We start from the raw sequence: 26,456 nt of genomic DNA on the forward strand, positions 1-26,456 counted from the left end.
GCCCGCGTGCGACGATGCCCGGATGCGAGAACCGCGTGCACTGAGCGAACTGACCGAGGTCGAGGATCCGGCGTGGCCGCGCCTCGCCGAGGAACTGCGGGCGGCGAAGGTGCCCGTCGAGGTGCTGGACGCCGACCCCGGACGGGCGGCGGCCACCCTCCTGACGACGCAGGTCACCGTCCGCTCGTACCTGGGGGCGTTCGTCCTGCACACCGGCGGGGTGCTCGTCGACGGCGGATGGCTGAGGGTCTACGGCAGCCCGGCCGCTCACAACGACCGGCGGCTGCCCGGTCTCGCCCGCGTCAACGGCTATCCCGACGAGCCCGGCGCCGCCTGGAGCCCCGCCGCCGGACTCGTCGTCGCGCACGACGTGCTGGGCGGGACCTTCGCGATCCAGGGCGGTACGGAGGAGGCGACCGGACTGCCGGGCCGCCCCGGCGAGATGGTCTACTTCGCGCCCGACTCGCTGCGCTGGGACGCGATCGGCGCCGGCTACGGCGCGTGGCTGTCGTGGCTGCTCGCCGGCGGGACCGAGGAGTTCTACGAGGGGCTGCGCTGGCCGGGCTGGCGCGACGAGGTGCCCGGCCTGACCGGCGGGGAGGGCCTCTCCCTCTACCCGCCGCTCTGGTCCGCCGAGGCGCACCAGGACCTGGCCGCGACCAGCCGCGCGGTCGTCCCCCTGGAGGAGCTGCTCGGCTTCGGCCGCGACACGGCCCTGCGCCTGGACGGGACCGACCCGGGCTTCCTGGGCACGCCGTGACCGCCGGGCTCAGCCCTTCGTCGCCGTCCTGACCGCCCGCTCCCGCAGGGCCCGCAGGGCCGTCAGGTCGGCGCCGTGGCCCGCGCCCAGGGTCCGCTCGGCGTCCTTCTGGACCGCCGTGACGACGGCGGTGAGCCCGGCGCCGGCCTGGCAGTCGGCGTCCGTCCGGGACAGCCTCAGCTCGGTTCCGGCGACGGCGTGCACCGCGGCCGGGTCGCGGCCGGCCTTCCGGAGGTCCGCGTCGATCCGGGCCTGCGGCTCGCCGAACGCCCGCGCCGCCGTCCCCGCGGCCTTCATGCAGCTGCTCCAGGCGCGCTGCGCCGCGAGGTAGCGGGGGTCGGCGCGCACCCGCTCGACCACCGCGTCGCCCAGCACCTGGAAGGTGTTGAAGAGCCGGTAGTAGTCCGGCCCGAAGAGCCGGGACTTGGCGTCGCTGACGCAGGAGTCCGCGTGGTAGTAGAACTCCCGCTTCATCGGCATCGCCAGGTTCACGCGGTGCGCGGGGGTGCCGAGCAGCGCCTCCTTCCAGCGGGCGTTCGCGCCCTCGGCCGCGTTGGCGTCCGCCGGGCGGCGGAGCGAGAGCGCGGTGCTCGTGATGCCGTAGCCGTCGTCGACCGCCTGCGCGACGCCGATCAGCCCGTACGGACTGACGTCGGAGAGGTGGTCCCCGGTGGCCAGGGGCTGCGGGCGGTAGGTGAAGCCGCGCCGCTTCATGCAGGCGGCGACGAGCTCCTCCTCCGCCGTGTGCAGGGCCCGGCGCTCCGGCTCGGGGTAGTGGGTGACGCCCTGGAAGGGGCGCGGGGCGGGGAGGGGCGCCGGGCCGGGTGCGGCGGTGCCGCCGGACGTCGAGCATCCGGCGGCACCGAGACCCAGAAGCAGCGCCACGGCGGCGGTGCGTCTCCTGGAGGTCATCGCTCTAGTAGGTGCACCACTTGTTGGAGCCGATGGTGCTCAGGTTGTCGCCGATGTCGGACCAGCCGGTGCCCCGGTCCAGCCTCCAGCCCGTGCCCTGGTAGTTCGTGGCCTTCCACAGCACCGCGTTGCAGCTGTTGCCGTTGTTGTAGGCGGAGCCGTGCAGGGCGTTCCGGAAGTTGTTGTAGCCGGTGAGGTCGGCGTTGTCCTGGTACACGGTCTGGACGGCGCCCTGGTAGTTGGTGTTCCAGTACACGCAGAGCCCGCCGCTGGCACAGCCGGCGGGGGCGGCGTTCGCGGCCGGGGCGACGGCGGCCGCGCCGAGGGCAACGCCCGCCGCCATGCCGAGGGCGGCGAGGGATCGCTTGAGGTTCACGAGGTGCCTTCCGTTTCTCGAGGACCGGTTCTCCGGTTCGCCACGAGGCTGTCAGCGGCGGCCAACGGAAGGGCAAGGAGATCTCAACACCCCCTCAACGGAGCGTCGTTGAAGCGCAGATCAGAAGGCGTCCGGACGGCGCCACGCCGATCCGGAAACCCGGCGACAAAGACGTCCGCGCCGCTGCATCCTGACCCTCGCGAGGAAGATCGACGGGGGGACGCGCGATGTGGTCGGTGGTGTCGGCGGGGGAGCTGCCCGCGAGGGAACGTTTCGACTGGTTCACGGACCTGATCACCCGGGAGGTGATGCCCACCGCGCTCAGCGTCGAGCGGCCCGCCGACTTCCAGGCCGACGCGGCCGTCCTGGACCTCAGGACCGTCCGGGTCGCGCGGTTCTCCTTCTCGCCCCTGCGGTCCCGCCGGACGCCCGCGCTGATCCGCAGCGGCGACCCCGAGCAGTACCAGCTGGGGCTGATGAGGCGCGGCGCCACCGTCCTGTCCCAGCACCGCAACGATTGCAGCGTCGGCGCCGGGGACCTGGTCTTCTGGGACACCTCGCGGCCCTCCGACGCGGCCATGCCCACCGCGTCCGGGCCGGTCCAGCTGACCATGCTCCAGCTCCCGCGCGACGTCCTGCCGCTGCGGCCCCGGCGGATCGACCGGCTGCTCGCCAGCCGGATCCCCGGCGGGCACGGCCTCGGCGCGGTCCTCGCCTCCTTCCTCGGCTCCCTGGAGGGCCACGCCGGACAGTGCGCGCCGGAGGACCTGCCGAGGCTCGGGTCCGTCGTCGTCGACCTGGTCGCCGCCTGCCTCGCCCAGAACCTCGACGCCGAGGACCAGCTCCCCGCCGACGCCCGCGCGCGGGCCCTGCTCCAGCGGATCCACACCTTCGTCGACACGCACCTCGGCGACCCCGACCTCGCCCCGGCCGCCGTGGCGGCCGCCCACCACATCGCGCCGCGGACCCTCCACCAGCTCTTCCGGTCGTACGGGGACGGGGAGACCGTCCAGGCCCTGATCCGGCGCCGCCGGCTGGAACGGTGCCGCGAGGACCTCGCCCGCCCGGAACTCCTCGCGCACCCCGTGCAGGCCATCGCCGCGCGCCGGGGGTTCAGCGGCCCGGCCGTCTTCAGCCGGGCCTTCCGGGCGGCGTACGGACTCAGCCCCAGCGAGTTCCGCGCGCTGAGCGTCAAGGAGGCCCGCGCCGGACGCACAGCCGGGCGGGCGGCGCGTTCCTAGGCTCGGAGCCGTACGGCAGGCTTCGGGACGAACGGGGGAGGGTGCACGATGAACGGCGACAACGGCCAGGGGATATGGGACTTCGACGCGTGAACCGGGAAACGACGACCGTACGGACGGAGCGGCTCGATCTGGTGCCGCTCGCCGTCGAGCACGCCGGCGAGATGGCCGGGGTGCTCGACGCCCCCGCCCTGCACGCCTTCATCGGCGGCGCCCCGCTGACCGGGCCCGAACTGCGGGCCCGCTACGAGCGCCTGGTCGCGGGATCGCCCGACCCGGCGACCGTCTGGTGCAACTGGGTGGTGCGGGTCCGCGCCACGGGCCGCCTCGCGGGGACGGTGCAGGCGACGGTCACCGACGGCGGCCGGACGGCGGAGGTCGCCTGGGTGACGGGCACGCGGTGGCAGGGCCGGGGGATCGCCCGCGAGGCGGCCGGGGCGCTCGTCGCCCTGCTCACCGAGCGGGGCGTCCGCACGGTCGTCGCCCACATCCACCCCGACCACGAGGCTTCCGCCGCGGTCGCCCACGCGGCGGGCCTCAGGCCGACGGAGGAACAGCAGGACGGCGAGACCCGCTGGGAGCTGCGGCTCCCGCCCGAGGAGGAGCCCGCCGAGGTGCCCGGTCCGGCCGCGCGAGGCGGCCGCCTGCCCGGGACCGAGGGCGCGTGAGCGCGGAGACGTTCCTCTTCCGCTTCGTGGACGGCGAGCCCGCCGCGCTGGACGTGGAGCGGTTCCGCCAGGTGGTCGAGCCGTACGTGGTCGCGGGCGGGACCGACATCGGAGAGGTCCACCTGCGCGCGGAGGACGGGGGTGAAGCCGAGTTCTACCTCTGCACGGAGGGAACCGGGGGAGCCATGACGTCCGTGACGGTCATGCACATCTCGAGCGGCGCCATGCTCGGCCTGCTCACCCGCGTCGCCGACGCGCTCGGGGCCGTCATCCTCCCGGTGGGAGGCGCCGCGGAGATCCTCCGCGAGGAGCAGCGGCGGCACCTTCCGCCGGAGCTCCGGGACGAGGCGGTCGTCCGGTCCTGACCGCCCGGCGTCCCGTCACCGCCACGCCCAGCAGGCCCAGTGCCGCCGCCGTCCCCGCCGCCAGGCCGGCTCGTAGGCCCGGGGGGCGGAAGGAGCAGGTGAGGGTGGCGTGGGCCGGGGCGGCGAGGAGGCCGCCGTACGGGACGGGGGCGGCGCCCTCGCAGTGCCAGCCCGCGATGTGCGGGGCCGCCACCACCGCCGTGCCCGTGGCGCCCGGCGGGAGCACGGCCCGGATGCCGTCGGAGGTGACCCGGACCGACGTCGCCGCGCGGGCCCGCAGCGCCGTCACCGCCGCGCGGAGGCGGTCGTGGTCCAGGCAGCCGAGTTCGCCGGGGCCCGGGAGGTCCGGCTTCAGGCCGGGGACCCGCTGGAAGCCCAGCGAGGTCAGGGCCGCGCGGCGCTTCGGGGTGCCGCCCAGGAGCCGGACCGGGGCCCCGTCGCCGAGGCGGGCGGTGCCCGTGGCGTCCGGGGCCCAGAGGAAGACCTCCGTACCGACCGGGCACGCGCCCGCGCGCGGGGACCCGTAGACCCGGGCGCCCAGCAGGAGTTCCTGGTTGCGGAAGGGCGAGCGGCCGTAGACCGGCGGCGGGCCCGGCGGCCGTACCGTCACCAGGGGCAGGCGGACGTCCGTACGGACCACCTCGCCGTCCCGCCACCGCGCCCCCACCCCGAAGAGCGCGTCCGTCACCGGATTGTCCAGGCTCAGCAGGTTCCGGCCGCGCGAGGTCCAGCCGCCGCCCAGCGCCGCCAGCGTCTCCGTCAGGACCGCCGGGGTGTGGCTGCTGTAGTACGCGGCGCCCTGGCCGCCCAGGAGCAGCGGATCGTTCCCCGCGACCCGTGGCAGCCCGGAGTCGGTGCGGTACGCGGGCCAGCCGTCGGCCGCCGCCAGGGCCGCCGCCCGCCGCTCGTGCTCCTTGCCCCACGGCGGGTAGTCGTCGAGACGGGCGAGCCGCTCCCGGTCCGCGTACGCCGTCGTCGCCGCCGCCTGCCCCAGCAGCGTGCCGGTGACGAGCAGCGCGGCGAGCAGCCCGTACCGGCCCCGGCGGGGCAGCAGCAGCGCGCCCGCCACCGCCGCGAGGCCCGCGCCCGCGAGGAGCAGCGCCCACGGGGTGAGCAGACGGCTCGGCAGCGCCCCGGCCGTGAGGGCGAGGACCACCGCCGTCCCGCCCAGGAGCGAGCGCCGGTCCGGCAGGCCGTGCGCGAGGCCGGTCCAGGCGGCGAGGACGAGGACGCCGGACAGCACGAAGGTCTGGCGGTACGGGCTGCCGTTCGGGGTCGCGAAGAGGTGCCAGACCAGATGCGTCGGGCCCCACTGCACCGAGAGCGCGACCGCCGCGCACAGCCCGCCCCACAGCCACCGCTCCCGGCCGGGCGCGTCCCGGCGGAAGAGCAGCGCCCCCGCGAGCAGCGGCACCGCCGTGCAGACGAAGGCCGCCGGGGTCGCGAAGCCGTACGTCACCGGGAGCAGCCGGGCCAGCACGTCCGGGCCGGCCGCCGGGGCGAAGTCCCGGACCAGGCCCGGGTAGGCGTGCCGGGAGCCGAGGAAGACCGGGACGAGGACGGGGGCCGCGAGGCCGATGCCGAGCGCCGTCGTCACCGCGGCCCGGAGCAGCGTGCGCCACCGGAAGGAGTCGGTGACCGCCAGCCGCACCAGGAGCACCAGGGCGGCGCCGAGGGTCGCCATGTACGCGGTGTAGAAGTTCGCGAACCAGCAGACCGCCACCACCAGGGGCCCCAGGAGCGGCCGCCGTCCCTCCCGCACCCACTCGCCGACCAGGCAGAGGAGCGGGAAGGCGATGAGGCCGTCCAGCCACATCGGGTTGTACGTGCCCTCGATGAGCGACCAGCCGCACAGCGCGTACGCGGCGCCCAGGACGGACGCCCACCACCGGGGGCCGGCCGGTCCGAGGCGCCGGAGCAGGAACGTCATCGCCGCCGCCGCGACCGCCGTCTTCAGGACGGTGACCGCGTACACCGCGTACTCGATGTCACCGCGCGGGAAGAGCGCGACGAGCGGGGCGAAGGGGCTCGACAGGTAGGTGCCGTAGTCGGGCAGGAAGCTCGTGCCCCAGCCGCCCCGCCAGTCGAGGAGGAGCCCGCCGTCGGCCCGGCCCCGCAGCAGGTCCCACAGGTGCGCGTGGAACGGCACGAACTGGTTGGCCAGGTCGTTGACGGCCCGGCGGCGCGGCCCGAAGGGGAACACCCGGGCGACGGCGTCCCCGCCGCAGACGGCGACGGCGGACAGGACGGCGGCGAGCGCGGGCGGGAGCGCGTCGGATGCGGGCGCGGGGGGCGAGGGCGCGGCGGACGAGAGCGCGGCGGACGAGAGCGCGGTGGACGGGTGCGCGGCGGGCGGGAGCGCGGCGGACGGGCCTGTGGTCTTCGGCATGACGGGTCGAATATGCCAGCGCGCGCACGGGGACGGTGGGTCCCGCGGGCCCGTTCACGCGATGGTCGCCTGACGGCCATCCCGCCGGACCGGCCGGGTCACCGGGCTCCGTTGTCGTGGTCCGCGTGCTGCTCTCGATCGTCGTCCCCTGCTTCAACGAGGAGGACGTCCTCGCCCGCTTCCACGACCATGTGACCGCCGAACTCCAGCGTCTCGACGGAGAGTTCGAGCTCGTCTACGTGGACGACGGAAGCCGGGACGGGACCCTCCCGCTCCTCCGCGAACTCGCCGGACGCGACCCGGACCGGGTCCGCTACCTCTCCTTCAGCCGCAACTTCGGCAAGGAGGCCGCGATGCTCGCCGGTCTCCGGCACGCCGCCGGGGACGCCGTCGTGATCATGGACGCCGACCTCCAGCACCCGCCGGAACTCGTGCACCGCATGGTCGCCCTGCACGCCGAGGGGTACGACCAGGTCGTCGCCCGGCGCACCCGCGAGGGCGACCGGGTCACCCGCACCCTCACCGCCCGCCTCTACTACTGGGCGATCAACCGGCTCGTCGACGTCGAGCTCGTCGACGGCGTCGGCGACTTCCGGCTCCTGTCGCGCCGCACCGTCGACGCGGTCCTCGGCCTCGGCGAGTACAACCGCTTCTCCAAGGGCCTCTTCTCCTGGGTCGGCTTCCGCACCACGACCTTCTCGTACGAGAACGCCGTCCGTGAGCAGGGCCGCTCCAAGTGGACCTTCGGCAAGCTCCTCAACTACGGCCTCGACGGCCTCCTCTCCTTCAACAACAAGCCCCTGCGGGCCGCCGTCCACCTCGGGCTCCTCCTCACCGTCGTCGCCCTCGGGTACGCGGCCTGGATCGTCGGCGACGCCCTGGCCAACGGGGTGGACACCCCCGGCTACGTCACCCTCCTCGTCGCCGTCACCGCCCTCGCGGGCGTGCAGATGGTGATGGCCGGGCTGATCGGCGAGTACGTCGGCCGCATCTACTACGAGGTGAAGCGGCGCCCGCACTACCTGCTGAAGGAGACGAACACGCGTCCAGAGGAGGGCCTGGTGCGGGCCGACACCCGGGCGACGGGTGAGTCGTTGTGGGAAACAGTCGCTCCGAAGTAGTGGCTCCGGCCCCGGCGACTCCCTACCATCGATCACCGCAAGGTCGTTCAACTGACGCACGACCAGCCCGGGAGGCTCCTTTGCACCGCCGCACTGCGCTCACCGTGTCCGCCGCGCTCCTCGCCGCGGCCCCCCTGCTCACCGCCTGCGGCAGTGACGCCCACCCAGGAGCGGCGGCCGTCGTCGGCGGTGAACGGATCGAGGTCTCCAGCCTCCAGGCACAGGTCGCGGACGTGCGGTCCGCGCAGGCGGCCTCGCCGCAGTCCGCCCAGCTCGTCGCGGCCACCGGCGACCTCGGCCGCCGCAAGCTCAACGTCATGATCTTCGACCGGGTCGTCGACCGGGTCGCCCGGGACAACGGCGTCACCGCCACCCGCGCCGAGCTCCAGCGGACCCGGGCCGGCTTCGTCCAGCAGGCCGGCGGCGAGGACCAGCTCAAGGCCGTCCTCCTCCAGGAGCAGGGCGTCGCGCCGGACCAGATCGACGACTTCGTCCGCCGCAACGTCCTCATGAACAAGATCGCCGAGAAGCTCGGCGTCTCCGACGACGCGGCGGGCCAGAAGAAGCTGACGGACGTCTTCTCGGCCGCGTCCAAGGACCTCGGCGTCGACGTGAACCCGCGCTACGGCCGCTGGGACGACGCCCAGGTCCGGCTCGACACCGGCTACGTCGGCAGCCCCTGGCTCCGCCAGATCAGCCAGGACCCGGCCGCCGTCCCGTCGGGCGCGTGAGTCCGGGTAAGTTCGAGGGGTGACATCTGAGAGCCCCGGCCGCATCGTCCTGCTCACCGCCAGCCACCGCGTGGCGCCCGGACTCCTGTCCTGGCCCGCCTGGCAGGCGCTGCACGGCGCCGACCGGGTGCTCTGCCCCGACGAGGACCACCCCCAGCTGCCGTACCTGCGGGAGGCGGGCGTCGCCGTCGAGCACGGCCGGCCCACCGCCGAGGAGCTCGTCGAGGACTGCGCCGGCGGCCGCACGGTCCTGCTGCTGCCCTCCGGCGAGGGCGACCGGGCGCTGACCGACGGCCTCGCCCGGCTCGCCGGCTCCGGCCGCGTGTCCATGCCCGACCTGGAGCTGCTGCCCGGCTCGTACGACCTGCCCGGCGCCCGCCTCCTCGACCTGGTGCAGATCATGGACCGGGTGCGCCGCGAGTGCCCCTGGACCTCGGTCCAGACGCACCGGGGGCTCGCCAAGTACGCCATCGAGGAGGCGTACGAGCTCGTCGAGGCGATCGAGGAGGGCGACCGCCGGGAGCTCCGGGAGGAGCTCGGGGACGTCCTGCTCCAGGTCGTCTTCCACGCCCGGATCGCCGAGGAGGACCCGGAGGAGCCCTTCTCCGTCGACGACGTCGCCGGGACGCTCGTCGAGAAGCTCATCCACCGGCACCCGCACGTCTTCGGGGACGCGACCGCGGAGACGCCCGAGGACGTCAACGAGCACTGGCAGCGGACCAAGGCCGTGGAGAAGCGGCGGGAGTCCGTGACGGACGGGGTGCCGCTCGGGCAGCCGGGGCTCGCGCTGGCCGCGAAGCTCGCCGGGCGGGTCCGCGCGGCGGGCCTGGACGTGAAGCTTCCGGCCGGGGAGGGCGTCGGGTACGAACTGCTGGCGCTCGCGTCCCGCGCGGAGGCCTCCGGGGTGGACCCGGAGGCGGCGCTGCGGGCGGCGGCCAAGGCTTACCGGGACGCGATCCGGTCGGCCGAGGGCCTGACGTGACCGGAGCGCCGACCACGAGCGCCCCGGACCCGGCCGCGTCGGCGGCGAGCGTCCCGGACGCGGACGCGGCGGCGAGCGTTCCGGACGCGGACGCCGACGCACCGAGGAGCGCGCCGGACCCGGCGCCGGGGAGCGCCCCGGACGCGGCGGGGAGTGCTCCTGACCCGGCGCGGGAGCGGAAGGCGCGGGAGCGGAAGGCGCGCAAGGCGTCCTCCGCCGAGGCGCCGCCGGGGCTGACCGTCCTGATGGTGCTGTTCTTCGGCTGGGAGACGCTGAGCGACGACAACGCGGTCTGGATGCGGATCCTCGCCGCGCTGCTCCTGATCGCGGGCGTCACGGAGCTGGTCCGGATCGTCCGGCGGCGGCGGCGCGCGCGTCGCTGACGGCAGGCCGGGGTCACCCCTCGCGCGGGGCGCGGGCCTCCGGGTCGTGCCAGAGCGGGGCCGGCGGGCCCAGGAGGCGTTCGGCGGCGGTGTTCGGGCGGGTGCGGAAGCGGCCCACGGACGGCAGGGTGTCGTGGTGGATCCGCGCCTCCTCGGTGCCCAGCTCCGCCAGCGCCTCGCGGACCTCCGCCACGAAGGCCGGCGGCCCGGCGAGGTACACGTCGTGCGCGGACCAGTGGACGCAGGCCCGCAGGGCCTGGAGCAGCCGCTCGGTCGCCCGGTCCCTGCGCTGCCGCGGTGCGGCCGTGATGTAGGTGACGTTCAGTCCGGGAAGGCGCTCCCTCAGGCGCTCGGCCTCCTCCCGCCCGTACAGGTACTCCCTGGCGCGGGCCACCACGAACAGCCGGCCCTCCAGCTCCGGCTCGGCCTCGGCGGCCTCGGCGAGCAGCGCCCGCACCGGGGCCCAGCCCGTGCCGCCGCATATATAGGTGCGCAGTCCGCCCGGCGGCGTCCGCGCGGTGAGCCCGCCGCCGGGGGCGCTGAGCCGCAGCACCTCGCCCGGTCCCGTCTCCTCGACCAGCGCCGTGGACATCGCGCCGCCCTCGATCCGGCTCACGTGCAGCTCCACGGTGCCGTCCGCGCGGGGCGCGTCCGCGAGGGAGTAGGTGCGCCAGACGCGCGGGACCCGCAGCGAACTGACGCCCACGTACTGACCGGGGAGGTACGGGAGGGGCTGCCGGGGCCGGAGGGTGAGGACGGCCAGGTCGGGGCCGTACCGCTCGTGCCGGACGACGTCCGCGTCCCACCAGGCGGGCTCCCCGGCCGCGACCGCCTCCTCGGCGCCCGCCAGCATCAGGTCGGCGACCCGGCCGTACGCCTCGGACCAGGCCTTCTCCGCCTCGGTCGTCCACGCGGGCCCGGCGGCGTGCGCGAAGGCGGCGAGCAGGCTCTGCCCGACGGCCGCGTACAGCGCGGGCGAGGCGAGGAACTTGCGGTGGTCGCGCCCGAGGCGTCCCAGGTATCCGGGGAGTCCGGGGTCCTCCAGGTGCGCCACCACATGGGTGAGCGCGGCGAAGAGACGGTCCCGCTGGGGGACCATGTCCTCGGGGAAGAGCTCGCGCACCCCCGGGTTGTTCCAGAACAGGTGCGCGTAGAAGAACGTGAGGGCGTGCTCGGCGCGTCTCTCGACGACCGCGAACGTGCTTCGGAGCAGCTGGGGATCCACCGGCACGAATCTAGGGCACGGGGCACACCGTTTGATCACATCTTCTCCGTGATTGCTCCTCCGGAGTGGCCCTGTACGGTCGTGCCGTGAGCACAGCCCCCACCCCCCGACCCGCCCCCACCCTCTTCACCTGGGAGTTCGCGAGCGATCCCTACCCCGCGTACGCCTGGCTGCGGGAGCACGCGCCGGTGCACCGGACGACGCTGCCCAGCGGGGTCGAGGCCTGGCTCGTCACCCGGTACGCGGACGCCCGGCAGGCCCTCGCCGACCAGCGGCTCTCCAAGAACCCCGCGCACCACGACGAGTCCCCGCACGCGAAGGGGAAGACGGGCATCCCGGGGGAGCGCAAGGCCGAGCTGATGACGCATCTGCTCAACATCGACCCGCCGGACCACACCCGGCTGCGGCGGCTCGTGTCGAAGGCCTTCACCCCGCGCAGGGTCGCCGAGTTCGCCCCGCGCGTGCAGGAACTGACGGACCGGCTGATCGACTCCTTCGTGGAGCGGGGGAGCGCCGACCTCATCCACGAGTTCGCCTTCCCGCTGCCGATCTACGCGATCTGCGACCTCCTCGGCGTGCCGCCGGAGGACCAGGACGACTTCCGCGACTGGGCCGGGATGATGATCCGGCACGGCGGCGGGCCGCGCGGCGGGGTCGCCCGGTCGGTGAAGAAGATGCGCGGCTATCTCGCCGAGCTGATCCACCGCAAGCGCGAGGGCCTGCGGGAGGAAGGCGCGGACGACCTGATCTCGGGGCTCATCAAGGCCTCCGACCACGGCGAGCACCTCACCGAGAACGAGGCCGCCGCGATGGCCTTCATCCTGCTGTTCGCCGGCTTCGAGACCACCGTCAATCTGGTGGGAAACGGTCTTTACGCCCTCCTTCGGCACCCCGAACAGCGGGCGCTGCTCCAGGCGTCCCTGGCCGCCGGGGAGACCGGACTCCTGGAGACCGGCGTCGAGGAACTGCTGCGCTTCGACGGGCCGGTGGAGATGGCGACCTGGCGGTACGCCACGCGGGCGCTGACCATCGGCGGCCAGGAGATCCCGGCGGGCGACCCGGTGCTCGTGGTGCTGGCCGCCGCGGACCGGGATCCGGAGCGGTTCGGCGGGCCGGACGTCCTCGACCTCGCCCGGCGCGACAACCAGCACCTCGGGTACGGACACGGCATCCACTACTGCCTGGGCGCGCCGCTCGCCCGGCTGGAGGGACAGACCGCGCTGGCGACCCTGCTGACCCGGCTTCCGGATCTGCGACTTGCCGCGGATCCGGCCGAACTGCGCTGGCGCGGCGGGCTCATCATGCGGGGTTTGCGCACGCTTCCGGTGGAGTTCTCCCCTTCCGTACGCGTCTTGGATGCTGACGAGCCATCAGAAATGTGATCTTCACGTGATCGCGGGGCGATCGACTTGTGACGGACGTTCGAATACCGCTACGTTTCCCGGCAGTCTCAGCCGTCACGCGAAAGGCCCCTCCTATGCGTTCCGGGAACGGACGACACCGTCGCCCCCGTCAGGCCCCCGCCATCGTCGTCGCCGCCGGTGTCACCGGATCCGCCATGGCGCTGCCGCTGCTCGCCACCGGATCCGCCTCCGCAGCCGACGCCGCCACCTGGGACCGGGTCGCCGAGTGCGAGTCCGGCGGCCAGTGGAGCGCCAACTTCGGCAACGGCATGTACGGCGGCCTCCAGTTCACCCAGGACAGCTGGGAGCGCAACGGCGGACTCACCTACGCGCCCAGCCCCGACCTCGCCAGCCGCGCCCAGCAGATCGCGGTGGCCGAGAAGGCACTGGCCAAGGGCAGCGAGGAGTGGGCCACCTGCGCCCCGATCGCCGGCCTGAAGAACGACGGCAGAGCCACCGGGGTCGATCCCGGCCCGCTCGCCGTCCCGACGACTCCCGGCGGCCCGCTCCCCGAGTCCAACCGGACCCCGGACGCCCAGGCCGCCCCCAAGACCTCCGAGGCGACGCCCGAGCGGTCCGCCACGCCCACGACCCCCGCGAAGCCGACCGCTCCGACCGCCCCGGCGACCTCCGCCGCTCCGGCCGAGCCCGCCACCCCGGCGACCCCCGCGACCCCGGCCATGCCCGACGCGTCCGTTACGCCCGGTACGCCTGATTCGTCCGAGACGCCGAAGGGTGACGCTCCGTCGGCCACGCCGGGCACCGGCAAGCACCGGGGCGACGCCGCCCCGGAGGAGTCCGGCAAGCCGGACAGTTCGGCCGAATCGGGCCGCCACGCCTCGGACGCGACCGACTCCCCGGACCAGCCCGCGGAGAAGGTGGACGCCACGCTGGTGACTGACGACGCGAAGAATTCGGACGTAACGGACAGTCAGGGCGCTTCGGGCGCGTACACCGTGCGGCCGGGCGACAGCCTGTCCCGAATTGCACAGAAGAACGAACTCTCCGGAGGCTGGACCGCCCTCTATGACGCCAACCGCCGGACGGTGGGCACCGATCCGGACCTCATCCTGCCTGGTCAGAGCCTTGACCTGACGGCGGGTTCGACGGCGAAGGAAGGTTAGTTCGCGGCCTTATGTCCGGTTCTGGGCAAGTGAGACATGGGTCTCTTCGCCCCAACTGGCGTGTCACGTCCGCGCACTCTGCTCCCGCTGGCCCCCACCTGCACAAACGCCGCCCACCGGAAGGCAAGTAAGGTCGATTTTTCCGCAATGGGCCTCTTTGAACTTCCGGTGGGTCTGTGTCTACGGTCGTCACCGCTCGCCACCGCGGGCCCCGTCGTCCGAATCGCCGAATCCTGCCGTCGGCCGATGGGAACAGTCGTCGCGCAAGCGCCGAAGGCAGGAGTGGGGGACCCAAGGTAAGTGCCGGGCCCGGCCGTCGAGACAGACGGCCGACGACCGGCTTGGGGTGAAGCCGCGTGCTAGGACACGCGGCCGGGCAACTTTCCGGCCCGAACCCGACAGCTCACCTCACAGGCGTCGGTGAGGAGAATCTCCATGCTGTTTTCCGCCAAGGGCAAACACCGTCGTCCCTCCAAGGCCACCCAGGTCGCCGCGCTCGTCGGCGTCACCGGTGTCGCCGTCGCCGCCCCGCTGCTGAGCGCGGGCACCGCCTCGGCCGCCACGTCCGCCGAGTGGGACACCGTCGCCCAGTGCGAGTCCGGTGGCAACTGGTCCATCAACACCGGCAACGGCTTCTACGGCGGCCTTCAGTTCACCAACTCCACCTGGGCCGCCTTCGGGGGCACCTCCTACGCCTCGCGCGCCGACCTGGCCTCCAAGGACCAGCAGATCGCCGTGGCCGAGAAGGTCCTCGCCGGCCAGGGCAAGGGTGCCTGGCCGAACTGCGGCGTCGGCCTCTCGGGCGCCTCCTACGACGGCGGCTCCGCCGAGACCCCGCAGCAGCAGCCCCAGCAGCAGGCCGCGCCGAAGCAGCAGGCCGCCCCGCAGCAGGAGCGCCGCGCCGAGCAGCCGACCAGCCGCAGCGAGCAGCGCCAGGCCCCGAAGGCCGACGCCAAGAAGACCGTCACCACGCCCACCGGCAAGAAGGTCAAGAAGGGCGACGGCGAGTACAAGGTCGCCGCCGGCGACACCCTCTCCAAGATCGCTCAGGCGCACGGCACCAAGGGCGGCTGGGCCAAGCTCTTCGAGCTGAACAAGGACGTCGTCGAGAACGCCGACCTGATCTACCCGGGTCAGCAGCTCCACCTGAAGTGAGCCCGGCGGCTCGCGTGAGTCCGGCGGCTCACGCGGCCCCGACGACCCTCCCGCGGTGACCACCCCGGTCCGGCGCGCCCTTCCCCCGTGCGCGCCGGACCGGGGTCTCCCCTTGTCGGGGGGAGACCCCGTACCGCGCTCTCCCCTTATTACGGAGAGGCCGACGGTCCCGCGTCCGTGAGGGAAAGCTGACGGTTCCGAGTGTTACCGCCCAGTAGATCCCGGGTCCTTCGTCCCGGGATGGGTGCCCTCGGGTCCTTTTTCGTCCCAGGGGGCGGGCGCGCGGCGGGCGGGAGCCTCCGGGCCGGTTAGGCTCGTGTCGCAAGGCCGAGCGACCCTGCACCGACCTTGCGTCACATCCAGCGTCACATCCCAGAAGGAGATGCTCGTGCCGTCCATCGACGTCGTCGTAGCCCGGGAAATCCTGGACTCCCGAGGCAACCCCACGGTCGAGGTCGAGGTCGGCCTCGACGACGGCAGCACCGGCCGTGCTGCTGTTCCGTCCGGCGCCTCCACCGGTGCGTTCGAGGCCATCGAGCTTCGCGACGGTGACCCCAACCGCTACCAGGGCAAGGGTGTCGAGAAGGCCGTCCTCGCCGTCATCGAGCAGATCGGCCCGGAGCTCGTCGGCTACGACGCCACCGAGCAGCGCCTGATCGACCAGGCCATGTTCGACCTGGACGCCACGGAGAACAAGGGCTCGCTCGGCGCCAACGCCATCCTCGGCGTCTCCCTCGCCGTCGCGCACGCCGCCTCCGAGGCCAGCGACCTCCCGCTCTTCCGCTACCTCGGCGGCCCGAACGCGCACCTGCTGCCCGTTCCGATGATGAACATCCTCAACGGTGGGTCGCACGCCGACTCCAACGTCGACATCCAGGAGTTCATGATCGCCCCGATCGGCGCGGAGTCCTTCTCCGAGGCCCTCCGCTGGGGCGCCGAGATCTACCACACGCTCAAGGCCGTCCTGAAGCGCAAGGGCCTCTCCACCGGCCTCGGCGACGAGGGCGGCTTCGCCCCGAACCTCGAGTCGAACCGCGCCGCCCTGGACCTCATCATCGAGGCCATCAAGGAGGCCGGCTACGCCCCGGGCACCGACGTCGCGCTCGCGCTCGACGTCGCCGCGTCCGAGTTCTACAAGGACGGCGTCTACGAGTTCGAGGGCAAGTCCCGCTCGGCCGCCGAGATGACCGAGTACTACGAGGAGCTCGTCTCCGCGTACCCGATGGTCTCCATCGAGGACCCGCTGTACGAGGACGACTGGGCCGGCTGGAAGGTCCTCACCGACAAGCTGGGCGCCAAGGTCCAGATCGTCGGCGACGACCTCTTCGTCACCAACCCGGAGCGCCTCGCCCGCGGCATCGAGGAGGGCACCGCGAACGCCCTCCTGGTCAAGGTCAACCAGATCGGCTCGCTGACCGAGACGCTGGACGCCGTCGAGCTGGCCCAGCGCAACGGCTTCAAGTGCATGATGTCCCACCGCTCCGGCGAGACCGAGGACGTCACCATCGCCGACCTCGCCGTCGCGGTGAACTGCGGCCAGATCAAGACCGGCGCCCCGGCCCGCTCGGACCGCGTCGCCAAGTACAACCAGCTGCTGCGCATCGAGGAGATCCTCGACGACGCCGCCGTGTACGCCGGCCGCAGCGCCTTCCCGCGCTTCAAGGGCTGACAGCGTCACACCCGGTAGTTCCGTCCGTCCCCGCACTCGGTCCCGTACCGTGTGCGGGGACGTACGCGTGAACAGGGGAGGCGACACGACATGGCCGCGAAGGACCGGGACCGGTTCTCGACCGCGACCCGGATCAGACTGCTCGGCGAGCAGACCGCCGCACGTGTCTACCGCTCCCAGACCCGCCGTCAGGCCCGCCGCTCCCGGCTCACCGGCCGCGCGGCCTTCCTCGCCCTCGTGGTCTGCTCCCTCGTCGTCGCCCTCGCCTACCCGATGCGGAGCTACGTCTCCCAGCAGGGCGAGATCGCCGAGCAGGAGCGCCGGGCCGCCGAGGCCGCCCGGCGGGTCGAGGAACTGAAGGACGAGAAGGCGCGCCTCCAGGACCCGGCCTACGTCCGCCGCCTCGCCCGCGAGCACCTGCACTACGTCCTCCCCGGCGAGACCGGCTTCACCGTGAACGACCCCGACGCGGAGCAACGGCCCCGCGCCGACCAGGGCGCGGCCGACCGCCCCTGGTACGACAACCTCTGGGACGGCGTCGACCACGCCGACCGTCCCTGACCCCTCCGCGACACGAACAAGGCAGACCAAGGCAGACATGGAAACGCCCCCTCCGCAGACCGAGAGCACCGCGCCGACCGAGACGGACATCGCGGCCTTCGAGCTCCAGCTCGGCCGCCCGCCCCGCGGCCTGCGCGCCATCGCGCACCGCTGCCCGTGCGGCAACCCGGACGTCGTCGAGACCGCGCCCCGGCTCCCCGACGGCACGCCGTTCCCCACCACGTACTACCTGACCTGCCCCCGGGCGGCCTCGGCCATCGGCACGCTGGAGGCCAACGGGGTCATGAAGGAGATGCAGGCCCGGCTCGCCACCGACCCGGAGCTCGCCGACGCCTACCGGGCCGCGCACGAGGACTACCTCGCCCGCCGCGACGCCATCGAGGTCCTGGAGGGCTTCCCGAGCGCCGGCGGCATGCCGGACCGCGTCAAGTGCCTGCACGTCCTCGTCGGTCACTCGCTGGTGGCGGGCCCGGGCGTGAACCCCTTCGGCGACGAGGCGCTCGCGATGCTGCCGGAGTGGTGGGCGAAGGGCCCGTGCGTCACGCCGTGCGGGGAGCAGAAGGAGCAGAAGGAGGGGTCCGCGTGACCCGGGTCGCCGGAATCGACTGCGGTACGAACTCCATCCGCCTCCTCGTCGCGGACCTCCACCCGGAGACGGGCGAGCTCGTCGAGCTGGACCGGCGGATGACGATCGTCCGGCTCGGACAGGGCGTCGACCAGACCGGGCGGCTCGCCCCCGAGGCCCTGGAGCGGACCTTCGCGGCCTGCCGCGCGTACGCCCGGGTCATCGAGGAGCTCGGCGCCGAGCGGCTCCGCTTCGTCGCCACCTCCGCCTCCCGCGACGCCGAGAACCGCCAGGACTTCGTGGACGGCGTCGTGGAGATCCTGGGCGTCGAGCCCGAGGTCATCACCGGCGACCAGGAGGCCGCCTTCTCCTTCACCGGCGCCACCGGCGAGCTGCACGGGGACGACCGGCGGCTGGTGGTGGACATCGGCGGCGGCTCCACCGAGTTCGTCGTCGGCAACCGGCACGTCGAGGCGGCCCGCTCCGTGGACATCGGCTGCGTCCGGCTCACCGAGCGCCACGTCCGCCACGACCCGCCGACCGCCGAGGAGGTCGCCGCGATCCGCGCCGACGTCCGGGCCGCGCTCGACCTGGCCGCCGCCACCGTGCCGATCGACACGGCGGACACCCTCGTCGGGCTCGCCGGCTCGGTGACCACGGTCGCCGCGATCGCCCTCGGGCTCCCGGAGTACGACTCCGAGAAGGTCCACCACTCCCGGATCTCCGCCGCGCAGGTCGCCGAGGTGACCGAGCGGCTCCTCGCCTCCACCCACGACGAGCGGGCCGCGATCCCCGTCATCCACCCCGGCCGGGTCGACGTGATCATCGCCGGGGCGCTCGTCCTGCGGGAGATCGTGGAGCGCGTCGGAGCCCGCGAGGTCGTCGTCAGCGAGCACGACATTCTCGATGGGATCGCCCTATCCGTGGCATAGCGGGCGGCTATCGACCCCTCCGGCGACACCCCGTCGGAAAAGGTTCGTGAAGTTCTTCACAAGGAAAAGGGCCCTGTCGGTGCCCGAGGAGGGTCTTTAGGCCCTTCGAGGGGCGCCGCAGGGCCCTTTCGCAGGCGCGGGCCCCGATTCGCTCGCTGTTTCCATCGTGTGAACCAGGGCTCCGCTTCAGCGTTAACGGGCGCTCTCCAGGCCAGTTCACGAGGGGTGAACAACGTTCGCCAGTGCACCCCGGTTCCTTTGCAGGACCATGATGTGGATCACGTGGGCGGCGGAGTGTAGCAGAGGTGTCCGGAGAGCTTGTGAAGGGGCGCACGAGCACCCCCCTGGGGAGGGGTGGATACTCGATGCCATGAGCACCACGGAGCGTCCCAGGATCCTCGTAGTAGGCGGCGGGTACGTAGGCCTGTACGCAGCTCGGCGCATCCTCAAGAAGATGCGCTACGCGGAGGCGACCGTCACGGTCGTCGACCCGCGGTCGTACATGACCTACCAGCCCTTCCTCCCCGAAGCCGCCGCCGGCAGCATCTCGCCGCGTCACGTCGTCGTCCCGCTGCGACGCGTCGTCCGCGGAGCCGAGGTGCTCACCGGCCGGGTCACCACCATCGACCAGGACCGCAAGGTCGCCACGATCGCGCCGCTCGTCGGCGAGGCGTACGACCTGCCGTTCGACTACCTGGTCATCGCCATGGGCGCGGTCTCCCGCACCTTCCCGATCCCCGGCCTCGCCGAGCAGGGCATCGGCATGAAGGGCATCGAGGAGGCCATCGGCCTGCGCAACCACGTCCTCGAGCAGCTCGACAAGGCCGACTCGACCACCGACGAGGAGGTCCGCCGCAAGGCGCTGACCTTCGTCTTCGTCGGCGGTGGCTTCGCCGGCGCCGAGACCATCGGCGAGGTCGAGGACATGGCCCGCGACGCCGCGAAGTACTACCAGAACGTGTCGCGCGAGGACATGCGCTTCGTCCTGGTCGACGCGGCCGACAAGATCCTCCCCGAGGTGGGCCCCAAGCTCGGCCTGTACGGCAAGGAGCACCTGGAGAGCCGCGGGATCGAGATCTACCTCGAGACCTCCATGGACTCCTGCGTCGACGGCCACGTCGTGCTGAAGAACGGCCTCGAGGTCGACTCCAACACGATCGTCTGGACCGCCGGCGTGAAGCCGAACCCGGCGCTCTCCCGCTTCGGTCTGCCGCTCGGCCCCCGCGGCCACGTGGACTGCAACGAGAAGCTCCAGATCAACGGCCTCGACTACGCCTGGGCCGCGGGCGACAACGCCCAGGTCCCGGACCTGGCCGCGATCAAGGCCGGCGTCCCGGCCGAGCGCGCCTGGTGCCCGCCGAACGCCCAGCACGCGCTGCGCCAGGCCAAGGTCCTCGGCGACAACGTGGTGGCCGGCCTGCGGGGCTTCCCGCAGAAGGACTACAGCCACGCGAACAAGGGCGCGGTGGCCGGTCTCGGTCTGCACAAGGGCGTCGCGATGATCGTCATGGGCAAGGTGAAGATCAAGCTCAAGGGCCGTCTCGCCTGGTACATGCACCGTGGCTACCACGGCATGGCGATGCCGACCTTCAACCGCAAGATCCGCGTCTTCGCCGACTGGACCCTCGGCATGTTCCTCAAGCGCGAGGTCGTCTCGCTCGGCGCCATGGAGACGCCGCGCGAGGAGTTCTACGAGGCCGCCAAGCCCGCCCCGGCGCCGGCCGCCCCGGCGCAGGAGAAGGCCAAGGCCTGACCTCCCGGTCCCGCAGCACCGGCAGTACCCGCAGTACACGCAAGGCCGTAAAAGGGCCGTCCGCCATCCGTGGTGCGGACGGCCCTTCGCGTGTTTTGCCGACTTGTTGCGCGGCGGCGGGACTGGAAACTCCTACGGACGGTGTTCCCTTGCTGACAAGCATTTCTGGGGCACGAGATCACGGAGGTGTGCATCATGGCCGACGCCGCGTCGCGGCTGGCGACTCTCGCCGAGGAACTCCTCGGAGTACCGCTGCCGGTCCGTCTGCGAGCCTGGGACGGCAGTGAGGCCGTACCGCCCGGCGCGGGAGCATCCGGCCCCGTCCTGATCGTCCGCGACCGACGGGCCCTGCGGAGGATGATCTGGAAGCCCGGGGAACTGGGCCTGGCCCGCGCCTGGGTGGCCGGCGAACTCGACGTCGAGGGAGACCTCTACGAGCTGATGGACCGCCTCTCCGGCATCCTCTGGGAGCGCGGCGAGGAGACCAGGAGCCTGCTGGACTCCGTACGCGACCCCAAGCTGCGCGCCGCCGCCCGCGCCCTGCTGCGGATCGCCGGGCCCCTGCCGCCGCCGCAGCCGCCGGCCGAGGAGATGCGCGGCCGCCACGGCAGCCGTCACACCAGACGCCGCGACCGGCAGGCGATCAGTCACCACTACGACGTGGGCAACGACTTCTACGCGCTCGTCCTCGGCCCCTCGATGGTCTACTCCTGCGCGTACTGGACCGAGGACGGCTCCCTGGAGGACGCCCAGCGCGACAAGCTCGACCTCGTCGCCCGCAAGCTGAACCTCCGGGCGGGGGACCGGCTCCTCGACGTGGGCTGCGGCTGGGGCTCCATGGCCATCCACGCCGCCCGGGAGTACGGCGCCCGGGTCGTCGGCGTCACCCTCTCCCGCGAGCAGGCCGCCTTCGCCCGCAAGAGGATCGCCGAGGAAGGCCTCACCGACCTCATCGAGATCCGCGTCCAGGACTACCGGGACGTCACGGACGGCCCGTACGACGCGATCTCCTCGATCGGCATGGCCGAGCACGTCGGCGAGGTGAAGTACCGGGAGTACGCCGACACGCTGTACGGGCTCCTCAAGCCCGGCGGGCGGCTCCTGAACCACCAGATCTCCCGGCGTCCCGAGTCCGACGAGGAGGCCTACGAGGTCGACCCCTTCATCGACGCGTACGTCTTCCCCGACGGCGAACTCGCCCCCATGGGCCGCACCCTGACGAGCCTGGAGGACGCGGGCTTCGAGGTCCGGGACGTGGAGGCGATCCGCGAGCACTACGCGCTCACGCTGCGCCGCTGGGTGGCGAACCTGGAGGCGGACTGGGAGCGGGCGGTGCGGCTCACCTCGCCCGGCCGGGCCCGGATCTGGCGGCTGTACATGGCGGCCTCCGCGGTCTCCTTCGAGCGCAACCGGATCGGCGTGAACCAGTTCCTCGCGGTGCGCACGCCGGGTTCGGGGAAGAGCGGCACGGCGCTGCGGCCGCGCGTCTGGCAGGAGTGAGACGCGGAAGGGCCGGTCCCCCCGCGCGGGGGGACCGGCCCTTCACGGACGGGGTGCTACTCGGCCTTGATGGCGGAGAGCATGTTCAGCTTCGCCGCGCTGCGGGCCGGCCACAGCGAGGCGAGGACGCCGACCAGGGCGGCCAGGACCAGGAAGAGCCCGATCCGGTCCCAGGGCAGGACCAGGACGTAGCCCGGCAGGCTGCTCTTGAAGGTCTCGCCCAGCGCCCAGCCGAGGAACGAGCCGAGGCCGATGCCGACGACGGCGCCGAACACCGAGATGACGACGGCCTCCAGACGGACCATCCGCTTCACGCGGCGCCGGTCGAGACCGATCGCGCGGAGCATGCCGATCTCCTGCTGGCGTTCGAAGACGGACATCGCGAGGGTGTTGACGACACCGAGGACGGCGATGATCAGGGCCATGCCGAGCAGGCCGTACATGATGTTGAGCAGCATGTTGATCGGGCCGCCGAAGGAGTCACGGATGTCCTTGTGGTCCATCACCGTGATCGCCGGGTTGTCGCCCATGGCCTTGGCCAGGGCCCGCTCGTGGGCCGCGCTCGCGCCGCCGTCCGTCGACACGAAGATCTCACGGATCTCCGCCTGCTCCTCGTGCGCGGTGACCAGCTTGTGGTCGGCCAGGACCGGCGAGACGAACTCGTTGGCCTCGTAGACCGCGCCGACGGTCAGCCGGCCCTTCTGCTTGTCGAGGTACTCGACCGGGACGGAGTCGCCGACCTTCAGGCCGCGCTTCGTGGCGACGTCGTCGTCGACGGCGATCGTGTTCCCGCCGAGGGAGGACAGCGAGCCCTTCAGGACGTCCAGCTTGAGGACCTTCTCGATGGCGCCGGGGGTGACACCGGAGACCGAGGTGTAGTCGCCCTTCAGCTGGAAGGCACCGGCCTGCTGCGGGGAGAGCGCGGTGACGCCCGGCGCCTTCTCCAGGGCGGTCAGCGCCTCCGGGCTGAGCCCGTTGCCGCTGGCCATGGAGACCATGTAGTCGGCCTTGATCTGGTCGGTCGTCACCTTGTCGAGGGCCGAGCCGACCGTGGCGCCGAGCACCGAGAGGCCGGTGACCAGGGTCAGGCCGATGGCGAGCGCGGAGGCGGTGGCGCCGGTGCGGCGCGGGTTGCGGACCGCGTTGAGCCCGGCGAGCTTGCCGGAGACCCCGAAGAGGCCGACGAACAGCGGGCGGATCAGGGCGATCACGGGCCGGGACAGCATCGGGATCAGCACGATGACGCCGATGAGGGTGAGGAACGCGCCGCCCGCGATGAGCATGCGGCCGTCGTCGCCGCCCTGCCCGGCGCCGAGCACGATCAGGACGACACCGAGCGCGGTGAACGCGGCACCGATGGAGTTCCGCAGGACGAGCGACTTGGTGCTCGCGGTGGCGTGGACGCTGCTCATCGCGGCGACCGGCGGGATCTTCGCGGCGCGGCGGCCGGGCAGCCAGGCGGCGAGCATCGTGATCAGGACGCCGACGCCGAAGGCGCTGAGGGCCGGGGTGACGCCGAGGACCAGGTCACCGGCCGGGACCTTCATGTCGAAGGCGCTCATCGCGGAGCGCAGGCCGACGGCGAGCCCGATGCCCAGGGCGTAGCCGACGGCGGAGGCGACCAGGCCGACGAGACCGGCCTCGGCGAGGACGGAGCGGGTGATCTGCTTGCGCGAGGCACCGACGGCGCGCATCAGCGCGAGCTCCTTGGTGCGCTGCGCGACCAGCATGGTGAAGGTGTTGGAGATCAGGAAGACACCGACGAAGAGCGCGATGCCGGCGAAGCCGAGGAGCACCTGGTTGAGGGCGCCGAGACCGGCCTCGATGTCCTTGGCCTGCCGGTCGGCGAGGGCCTTGCCGGTCTGTCCGGTGGCCGACTTCGGGACGACCTTCAGGACCTCGTCGAGGAGCTTGCCGTCGCTCGCGCCGGGGGCGGCGGTGACGGTGAGGTCGCGGTAGAAGCCGGGCTTCAGGTAGAGCTTCTGGGCGACGGCGTCGTCGAAGACGACCAGGCTGCCGCCCGCGTTGACGGCGCCGTCCTCGGTGGTGAAGACACCGGCGAGGGTGTACTCCTTCACCGGGCCGTTGGTGGCGACGCGGACGGGGTCGCCGACCTTGTAGCCGCCCTTGTCGGCGGTGTCCCGGTCGAGCGCGATCTGGTCGGCCCGGTGCGGGCCGTCGCCCGCGACGAAGGAGTACGCGCGGTCCTTGCCGTCCTTGCCGGGGGCGAAGTTGGTGCCCTTGTTCGACCAGCCGCTGCCGATCAGCTTGCCGTTCTTGTCGGGGACACCGGCGAAGCCGTCGACGCGGGGGGTGACGGAGGCGACGCCGTCGAGCTTCGCGACCTTGTCGACGACCTCCCGGGAGAGGCCGGGGGTCTTCCGGGCCTCCTCGGGGTTCGGGTACATGGTGACGGAGACGGCGACGTCGTCGTAGCTCTTGGCCGACTGGTTGCGGAAGGCCTGGCCGAGGGTGTCGGTGAAGACGAGGGTGCCGGAGACGAAGGCCACGCCGAGCATCACGGCGAGGACGGTCATCAGCAGCCTCGCCTTGTGCGCGAGGACGTTGCGCAGGGCGGTACGGAACATGGGCGGGTCCTGGAGTCCTGGAGGAGGGGGGGCGGGTACGGGGTGACGCGCGCGGTACCGGTTCGCGGCCGGTTCCGGCGCGGCGGCGTCAGCTCGTACGGCCCTTGGCGTCGAAGGCCTTCATGCGGTCGAGGACGCCGTCCGCCGTCGGGCGGAGCATCTCGTCGACGATGCGGCCGTCCGCGAGGAAGATCACGCGGTCCGCGTAGGAGGCGGCCATCGCGTCGTGGGTGACCATGACGACGGTCTGGCCCAGCTCGCGCACCGAGTTGCGCAGGAAGCCGAGGACCTCGGCGCCCGAGCGCGAGTCCAGGTTTCCGGTCGGCTCGTCGCCGAAGATGATCTCGGGGCGGGAGGCGAGGGCGCGGGCCACGGCCACGCGCTGCTGCTGGCCGCCGGAGAGCTCGGACGGGCGGTGGCTGAGGCGGGCGGAGAGGCCGAGCATGTCGATGACCTGCTGGACCCACTGCTTGTCGGCCTTGCGGCCGGCGATGTCCATCGGCAGCGTGATGTTCTCCAGGGCCGTCAGCGTCGGCAGCAGGTTGAAGGCCTGGAAGATGAAGCCGATCTTGTCCCGGCGCAGCTGGGTGAGCTGCTTGTCCTTCAGGGTGGAGAGCTCCGTCTCGCCGAGCCGGACCGAGCCGGAGGAGAAGGAGTCCAGGCCGGCGACGCAGTGCATGAGCGTCGACTTGCCGGAGCCGGAGGGGCCCATGATCGCGGTGAACTCGCCCTGCCGGAAGTCCACGCTGACCCGGTCGAGCGCGACCACCTGGGTCTCGCCGTGTCCGTAGACCTTGGACAGGTCGGTGGCGCGGGCGGCCACCGCGGTGGCGCGGGACACGGTGGGGGTGGTGGTCACGGGAGGACTCCTGTCACTGCGACGGCGTTTCGGGAACCCCTTCATCCTCTCGGCCGTTCCGCTTCCGGACGTCCGCCCACGTGCCCGTTCCGGGGGCCGTCTGGAGTCTGACCGGAGGCCCGGTCCCTCCTCCTTTGGGATGACGGGACCCCTGACTCCGTCCGGTGGCGGAGCCGCCGGACGGACGTGACAGACCCTCGACGACTTTTCGTCATTCCAGGGGGTGCCGCTTTGCGCCTGCGACCCCGGTCACAGTTTGGCGAAAGGGCCCCCACCTGCACTGACGCACCCTCAGGCGTCAATAAAATAAGACAACATCGGACCGATGTTCCGCTGATCGGGGGAAACCGTCCCGATAGGCTCATGTGCCAACGCGGAGCTTCGCGGCGACGCCCGGATGGTGGAATGCAGACACGGCGAGCTTAAACCTCGCTGGCCTTCGGGCCGTACCGGTTCGAGTCCGGTTCCGGGCACCACGGCTCCGCTACCTCGGCAGCCGGTCCAGCAGCCAGGTGCCGTACTCCTCGGAGAGGAGCGGGCCGCCGGGGTCCGGCTTGCCGGTGATCGTCCCGTCCACGAGGTCCTCGGTCAGACCGTCCGCCGCGTCCCCGTCGACGAGCCTCAGGAAGGCCGGGATCCGCGGCCGCTCACCCATCCGGCTCAGCTCCGCCTCGTCCTCCAGCTCCGGGGCGGCGCCGTTGTGGGAGAAGAGGACGCCCGTCCCGTGGTCGAGCCGCTGGTACTCCATGCCGGCGAGGGCGTAGCGCGCGGCGAGGGCGCCCTGCCCGGTGCCGCCGACGGTCAGCGGGGCGTCGCCGTGCCGCTCCGCGAGGGCGCGCGTGACGGTGTTCTGCACGATCCCGCCGTCACCGGTCATGGAGCCGTCCTCCGGCAGCGCGAGCAGGATCAGGTCGTGGCCGCGGGCCGTGAGCTCCGAGATCAGGGAGTACGCGCCGTGGTGGGCGCCCTCGGCGAGGGCGGCGAGCCCGGTGCCGGAGTCGCCGGCCAGGACCACGGGCCGGTCGAGGCGCCCGTTCGCGGTGAAGACCCACGCGGTCGCGTGGCGCAGGGTCCAGGTGTCGTTCGGTTCGGGGGCCATGGGCGCTCCTGTGGAGGGAATCGTTCCGTACGGGACGAGCCTGGCCGTGCGGGGAGGTTTGCCGCCGGTGAAGATCGGAAACTTGCGGGAAAAGA

At 72.7% G+C, this 26,456-nt stretch carries 24 protein-coding genes, 1 tRNA gene and 1 riboswitch; of the genes, 18 read left to right on the plus strand and 7 right to left on the minus strand.

Annotation, left to right across the window (positions count from 1 at the left end):
- Window positions 1–22 precede the first annotated feature (22 nt).
- Window positions 23–760 carry a DUF2625 domain-containing protein gene (locus ACFYXU_RS35160; protein WP_389408783.1) on the plus strand — a complete coding sequence of 246 codons (738 nt, stop codon included), beginning with the start codon at window positions 23–25 and terminating at the stop codon, window positions 758–760.
- Between the two features lie 9 nt (window positions 761–769).
- Here ACFYXU_RS35160 and ACFYXU_RS35165 read toward each other — a convergent pair whose 3' ends face one another.
- Together ACFYXU_RS35165 and ACFYXU_RS35170 are read right to left on the minus strand one after the other, a co-directional pair.
- Window positions 770–1,672: a hypothetical protein gene (locus tag ACFYXU_RS35165; protein ID WP_389461649.1), complete on the minus strand. Its 903-nt coding sequence runs from the start codon at window positions 1,670–1,672 to the stop codon at window positions 770–772.
- Between the two features lie 4 nt (window positions 1,673–1,676).
- The gene (locus ACFYXU_RS35170) at window positions 1,677–2,048 is read right to left on the minus strand and encodes a peptidase inhibitor family I36 protein (protein ID WP_329853322.1); all 372 of its coding nucleotides are present in this window, start codon (window positions 2,046–2,048) and stop codon (window positions 1,677–1,679) included.
- A gap of 227 nt (window positions 2,049–2,275) precedes the next feature.
- Between ACFYXU_RS35170 and ACFYXU_RS35175 the strand changes: the two genes are divergently transcribed.
- From ACFYXU_RS35175 to ACFYXU_RS35185, 3 genes are all read left to right on the plus strand, one after another.
- Entirely contained in the window at window positions 2,276–3,289 is a 1,014-nt protein-coding gene (locus ACFYXU_RS35175; protein WP_389461651.1) for a helix-turn-helix domain-containing protein, read from the plus strand.
- 74 nt (window positions 3,290–3,363) lie between these two features.
- Window positions 3,364–3,957, plus strand: coding sequence for a GNAT family N-acetyltransferase (locus ACFYXU_RS35180; RefSeq protein ID WP_389408780.1), 594 nt, complete (start codon window positions 3,364–3,366; stop codon window positions 3,955–3,957).
- Window positions 3,954–4,322 carry a hypothetical protein gene (locus ACFYXU_RS35185; RefSeq protein ID WP_376514331.1) on the plus strand — a complete coding sequence of 123 codons (369 nt, stop codon included), beginning with the start codon at window positions 3,954–3,956 and terminating at the stop codon, window positions 4,320–4,322. Before ACFYXU_RS35180 ends, ACFYXU_RS35185 begins: the two co-directional genes overlap by 4 nt.
- Here the strand turns inward: ACFYXU_RS35185 and ACFYXU_RS35190 are convergent.
- A complete protein-coding gene (locus ACFYXU_RS35190) occupies window positions 4,225–6,711 on the minus strand; it encodes a YfhO family protein (RefSeq protein WP_389461654.1) in 2,487 nt (828 codons plus the stop codon). The genes ACFYXU_RS35185 and ACFYXU_RS35190 overlap by 98 nt on opposite strands.
- A gap of 125 nt (window positions 6,712–6,836) precedes the next feature.
- On the opposite strand from ACFYXU_RS35190, the gene ACFYXU_RS35195 reads away from it, so the two are divergent.
- From ACFYXU_RS35195 to ACFYXU_RS35210, 4 genes are all read left to right on the plus strand, one after another.
- On the plus strand, window positions 6,837–7,832 hold the full coding sequence (locus tag ACFYXU_RS35195) for a glycosyltransferase family 2 protein (protein ID WP_361394927.1): 996 nt from the start codon (window positions 6,837–6,839) through the stop codon (window positions 7,830–7,832).
- A gap of 80 nt (window positions 7,833–7,912) precedes the next feature.
- On the plus strand, window positions 7,913–8,563 hold the full coding sequence (locus tag ACFYXU_RS35200; RefSeq protein ID WP_361394930.1) for a SurA N-terminal domain-containing protein: 651 nt from the start codon (window positions 7,913–7,915) through the stop codon (window positions 8,561–8,563).
- A gap of 19 nt (window positions 8,564–8,582) precedes the next feature.
- Complete coding sequence (locus tag ACFYXU_RS35205) at window positions 8,583–9,545, plus strand: nucleoside triphosphate pyrophosphohydrolase (protein ID WP_389461656.1); 963 nt, start codon at window positions 8,583–8,585, stop codon at window positions 9,543–9,545.
- Window positions 9,542–9,928, plus strand: a complete 387-nt coding sequence (locus ACFYXU_RS35210) for a hypothetical protein (RefSeq protein WP_389461658.1) — start codon at window positions 9,542–9,544, stop codon at window positions 9,926–9,928. Before ACFYXU_RS35205 ends, ACFYXU_RS35210 begins: the two co-directional genes overlap by 4 nt.
- Window positions 9,929–9,941: 13 nt before the next feature.
- Here the strand turns inward: ACFYXU_RS35210 and ACFYXU_RS35215 are convergent, their stop codons facing one another.
- Window positions 9,942–11,153, minus strand: a complete 1,212-nt coding sequence (locus tag ACFYXU_RS35215) for a globin domain-containing protein (protein WP_389408775.1) — start codon at window positions 11,151–11,153, stop codon at window positions 9,942–9,944.
- Between the two features lie 86 nt (window positions 11,154–11,239).
- On the opposite strand from ACFYXU_RS35215, the gene ACFYXU_RS35220 reads away from it, so the two are divergent.
- From ACFYXU_RS35220 to ACFYXU_RS35260, 9 genes are all read left to right on the plus strand, one after another.
- Entirely contained in the window at window positions 11,240–12,535 is a 1,296-nt protein-coding gene (locus ACFYXU_RS35220; RefSeq protein ID WP_361394942.1) for a cytochrome P450, read from the plus strand.
- 95 nt (window positions 12,536–12,630) lie between these two features.
- Window positions 12,631–13,680 (plus strand): transglycosylase family protein, encoded by a 1,050-nt coding sequence (locus ACFYXU_RS35225; RefSeq protein WP_389461660.1) that lies wholly within the window; start codon window positions 12,631–12,633, stop codon window positions 13,678–13,680.
- A 258-nt stretch (window positions 13,681–13,938) separates the two neighbouring features.
- A riboswitch (cyclic di-AMP (ydaO/yuaA leader) is annotated at window positions 13,939–14,112 on the plus strand.
- 3 nt (window positions 14,113–14,115) lie between these two features.
- The gene (locus ACFYXU_RS35230; RefSeq protein ID WP_376514349.1) at window positions 14,116–14,835 is read left to right on the plus strand and encodes a transglycosylase family protein; all 720 of its coding nucleotides are present in this window, start codon (window positions 14,116–14,118) and stop codon (window positions 14,833–14,835) included.
- Window positions 14,836–15,217: 382 nt separating this feature from the next.
- Window positions 15,218–16,504, plus strand: coding sequence for a phosphopyruvate hydratase (gene eno, locus ACFYXU_RS35235; RefSeq protein ID WP_329853335.1), 1,287 nt, complete (start codon window positions 15,218–15,220; stop codon window positions 16,502–16,504).
- Between the two features lie 90 nt (window positions 16,505–16,594).
- Window positions 16,595–17,065 (plus strand): septum formation initiator family protein, encoded by a 471-nt coding sequence (locus ACFYXU_RS35240; RefSeq protein ID WP_189805618.1) that lies wholly within the window; start codon window positions 16,595–16,597, stop codon window positions 17,063–17,065.
- 37 nt (window positions 17,066–17,102) lie between these two features.
- Window positions 17,103–17,651 carry a DUF501 domain-containing protein gene (locus tag ACFYXU_RS35245; RefSeq protein WP_389408773.1) on the plus strand — a complete coding sequence of 183 codons (549 nt, stop codon included), beginning with the start codon at window positions 17,103–17,105 and terminating at the stop codon, window positions 17,649–17,651.
- The gene (locus ACFYXU_RS35250; RefSeq protein WP_376514353.1) at window positions 17,648–18,562 is read left to right on the plus strand and encodes an exopolyphosphatase; all 915 of its coding nucleotides are present in this window, start codon (window positions 17,648–17,650) and stop codon (window positions 18,560–18,562) included. The genes ACFYXU_RS35245 and ACFYXU_RS35250 overlap by 4 nt, the downstream gene beginning before the upstream one ends.
- A 370-nt stretch (window positions 18,563–18,932) precedes the next feature.
- Window positions 18,933–20,315, plus strand: coding sequence for an NAD(P)/FAD-dependent oxidoreductase (locus ACFYXU_RS35255; protein WP_329853340.1), 1,383 nt, complete (start codon window positions 18,933–18,935; stop codon window positions 20,313–20,315).
- Between the two features lie 195 nt (window positions 20,316–20,510).
- Window positions 20,511–21,815: a class I SAM-dependent methyltransferase gene (locus tag ACFYXU_RS35260; RefSeq protein ID WP_376514356.1), complete on the plus strand. Its 1,305-nt coding sequence runs from the start codon at window positions 20,511–20,513 to the stop codon at window positions 21,813–21,815.
- A gap of 56 nt (window positions 21,816–21,871) precedes the next feature.
- Here ACFYXU_RS35260 and ACFYXU_RS35265 read toward each other — a convergent pair whose 3' ends face one another.
- Together ACFYXU_RS35265 and ACFYXU_RS35270 are read right to left on the minus strand one after the other, a co-directional pair.
- On the minus strand, window positions 21,872–24,403 hold the full coding sequence (locus tag ACFYXU_RS35265; protein ID WP_389461662.1) for an ABC transporter permease: 2,532 nt from the start codon (window positions 24,401–24,403) through the stop codon (window positions 21,872–21,874).
- An 88-nt stretch (window positions 24,404–24,491) separates the two neighbouring features.
- Window positions 24,492–25,262 carry an ABC transporter ATP-binding protein gene (locus tag ACFYXU_RS35270; protein ID WP_329853345.1) on the minus strand — a complete coding sequence of 257 codons (771 nt, stop codon included), beginning with the start codon at window positions 25,260–25,262 and terminating at the stop codon, window positions 24,492–24,494.
- Window positions 25,263–25,653: 391 nt separating this feature from the next.
- On the opposite strand from ACFYXU_RS35270, the gene ACFYXU_RS35275 reads away from it, so the two are divergent.
- Window positions 25,654–25,738 (plus strand) — tRNA-Leu (locus ACFYXU_RS35275).
- 8 nt (window positions 25,739–25,746) lie between these two features.
- On the opposite strand, the gene ACFYXU_RS35280 is transcribed toward ACFYXU_RS35275, so the two are convergent.
- Window positions 25,747–26,361 carry a hypothetical protein gene (locus ACFYXU_RS35280; RefSeq protein ID WP_376514359.1) on the minus strand — a complete coding sequence of 205 codons (615 nt, stop codon included), beginning with the start codon at window positions 26,359–26,361 and terminating at the stop codon, window positions 25,747–25,749.
- Between the last annotated feature and the right edge of the window lie 95 nt (window positions 26,362–26,456).

This window comes from Streptomyces sp. NPDC002232 (genome assembly GCF_042890295.1).
Classification (GTDB): domain Bacteria; phylum Actinomycetota; class Actinomycetes; order Streptomycetales; family Streptomycetaceae; genus Streptomyces.

Excerpts from the sequence above, each read along its gene's own strand:
- ACFYXU_RS35165 (WP_389461649.1), bottom strand. The coding sequence starts at position 1,672 with ATGACCTCCAGGAGACGCACCGCCGCCGTGGCGCTGCTTCTGGGTCTC.
- ACFYXU_RS35245 (WP_389408773.1), top strand. The coding sequence starts at position 17,103 with ATGGAAACGCCCCCTCCGCAGACCGAGAGCACCGCGCCGACCGAGACG.
- ACFYXU_RS35160 (WP_389408783.1), top strand. The coding sequence starts at position 23 with ATGCGAGAACCGCGTGCACTGAGCGAACTGACCGAGGTCGAGGATCCG.
- ACFYXU_RS35240 (WP_189805618.1), top strand. The coding sequence starts at position 16,595 with ATGGCCGCGAAGGACCGGGACCGGTTCTCGACCGCGACCCGGATCAGA.
- ACFYXU_RS35280 (WP_376514359.1), bottom strand. The coding sequence starts at position 26,361 with ATGGCCCCCGAACCGAACGACACCTGGACCCTGCGCCACGCGACCGCG.
- ACFYXU_RS35255 (WP_329853340.1), top strand. The coding sequence starts at position 18,933 with ATGAGCACCACGGAGCGTCCCAGGATCCTCGTAGTAGGCGGCGGGTAC.
- ACFYXU_RS35265 (WP_389461662.1), bottom strand. The coding sequence starts at position 24,403 with ATGTTCCGTACCGCCCTGCGCAACGTCCTCGCGCACAAGGCGAGGCTG.
- ACFYXU_RS35180 (WP_389408780.1), top strand. The coding sequence starts at position 3,364 with ATGGGACTTCGACGCGTGAACCGGGAAACGACGACCGTACGGACGGAG.
- eno (WP_329853335.1), top strand. The coding sequence starts at position 15,218 with ATGCTCGTGCCGTCCATCGACGTCGTCGTAGCCCGGGAAATCCTGGAC.
- ACFYXU_RS35230 (WP_376514349.1), top strand. The coding sequence starts at position 14,116 with ATGCTGTTTTCCGCCAAGGGCAAACACCGTCGTCCCTCCAAGGCCACC.
- ACFYXU_RS35175 (WP_389461651.1), top strand. The coding sequence starts at position 2,276 with ATGTGGTCGGTGGTGTCGGCGGGGGAGCTGCCCGCGAGGGAACGTTTC.
- ACFYXU_RS35190 (WP_389461654.1), bottom strand. The coding sequence starts at position 6,711 with ATGCCGAAGACCACAGGCCCGTCCGCCGCGCTCCCGCCCGCCGCGCAC.
- ACFYXU_RS35260 (WP_376514356.1), top strand. The coding sequence starts at position 20,511 with ATGGCCGACGCCGCGTCGCGGCTGGCGACTCTCGCCGAGGAACTCCTC.
- ACFYXU_RS35225 (WP_389461660.1), top strand. The coding sequence starts at position 12,631 with ATGCGTTCCGGGAACGGACGACACCGTCGCCCCCGTCAGGCCCCCGCC.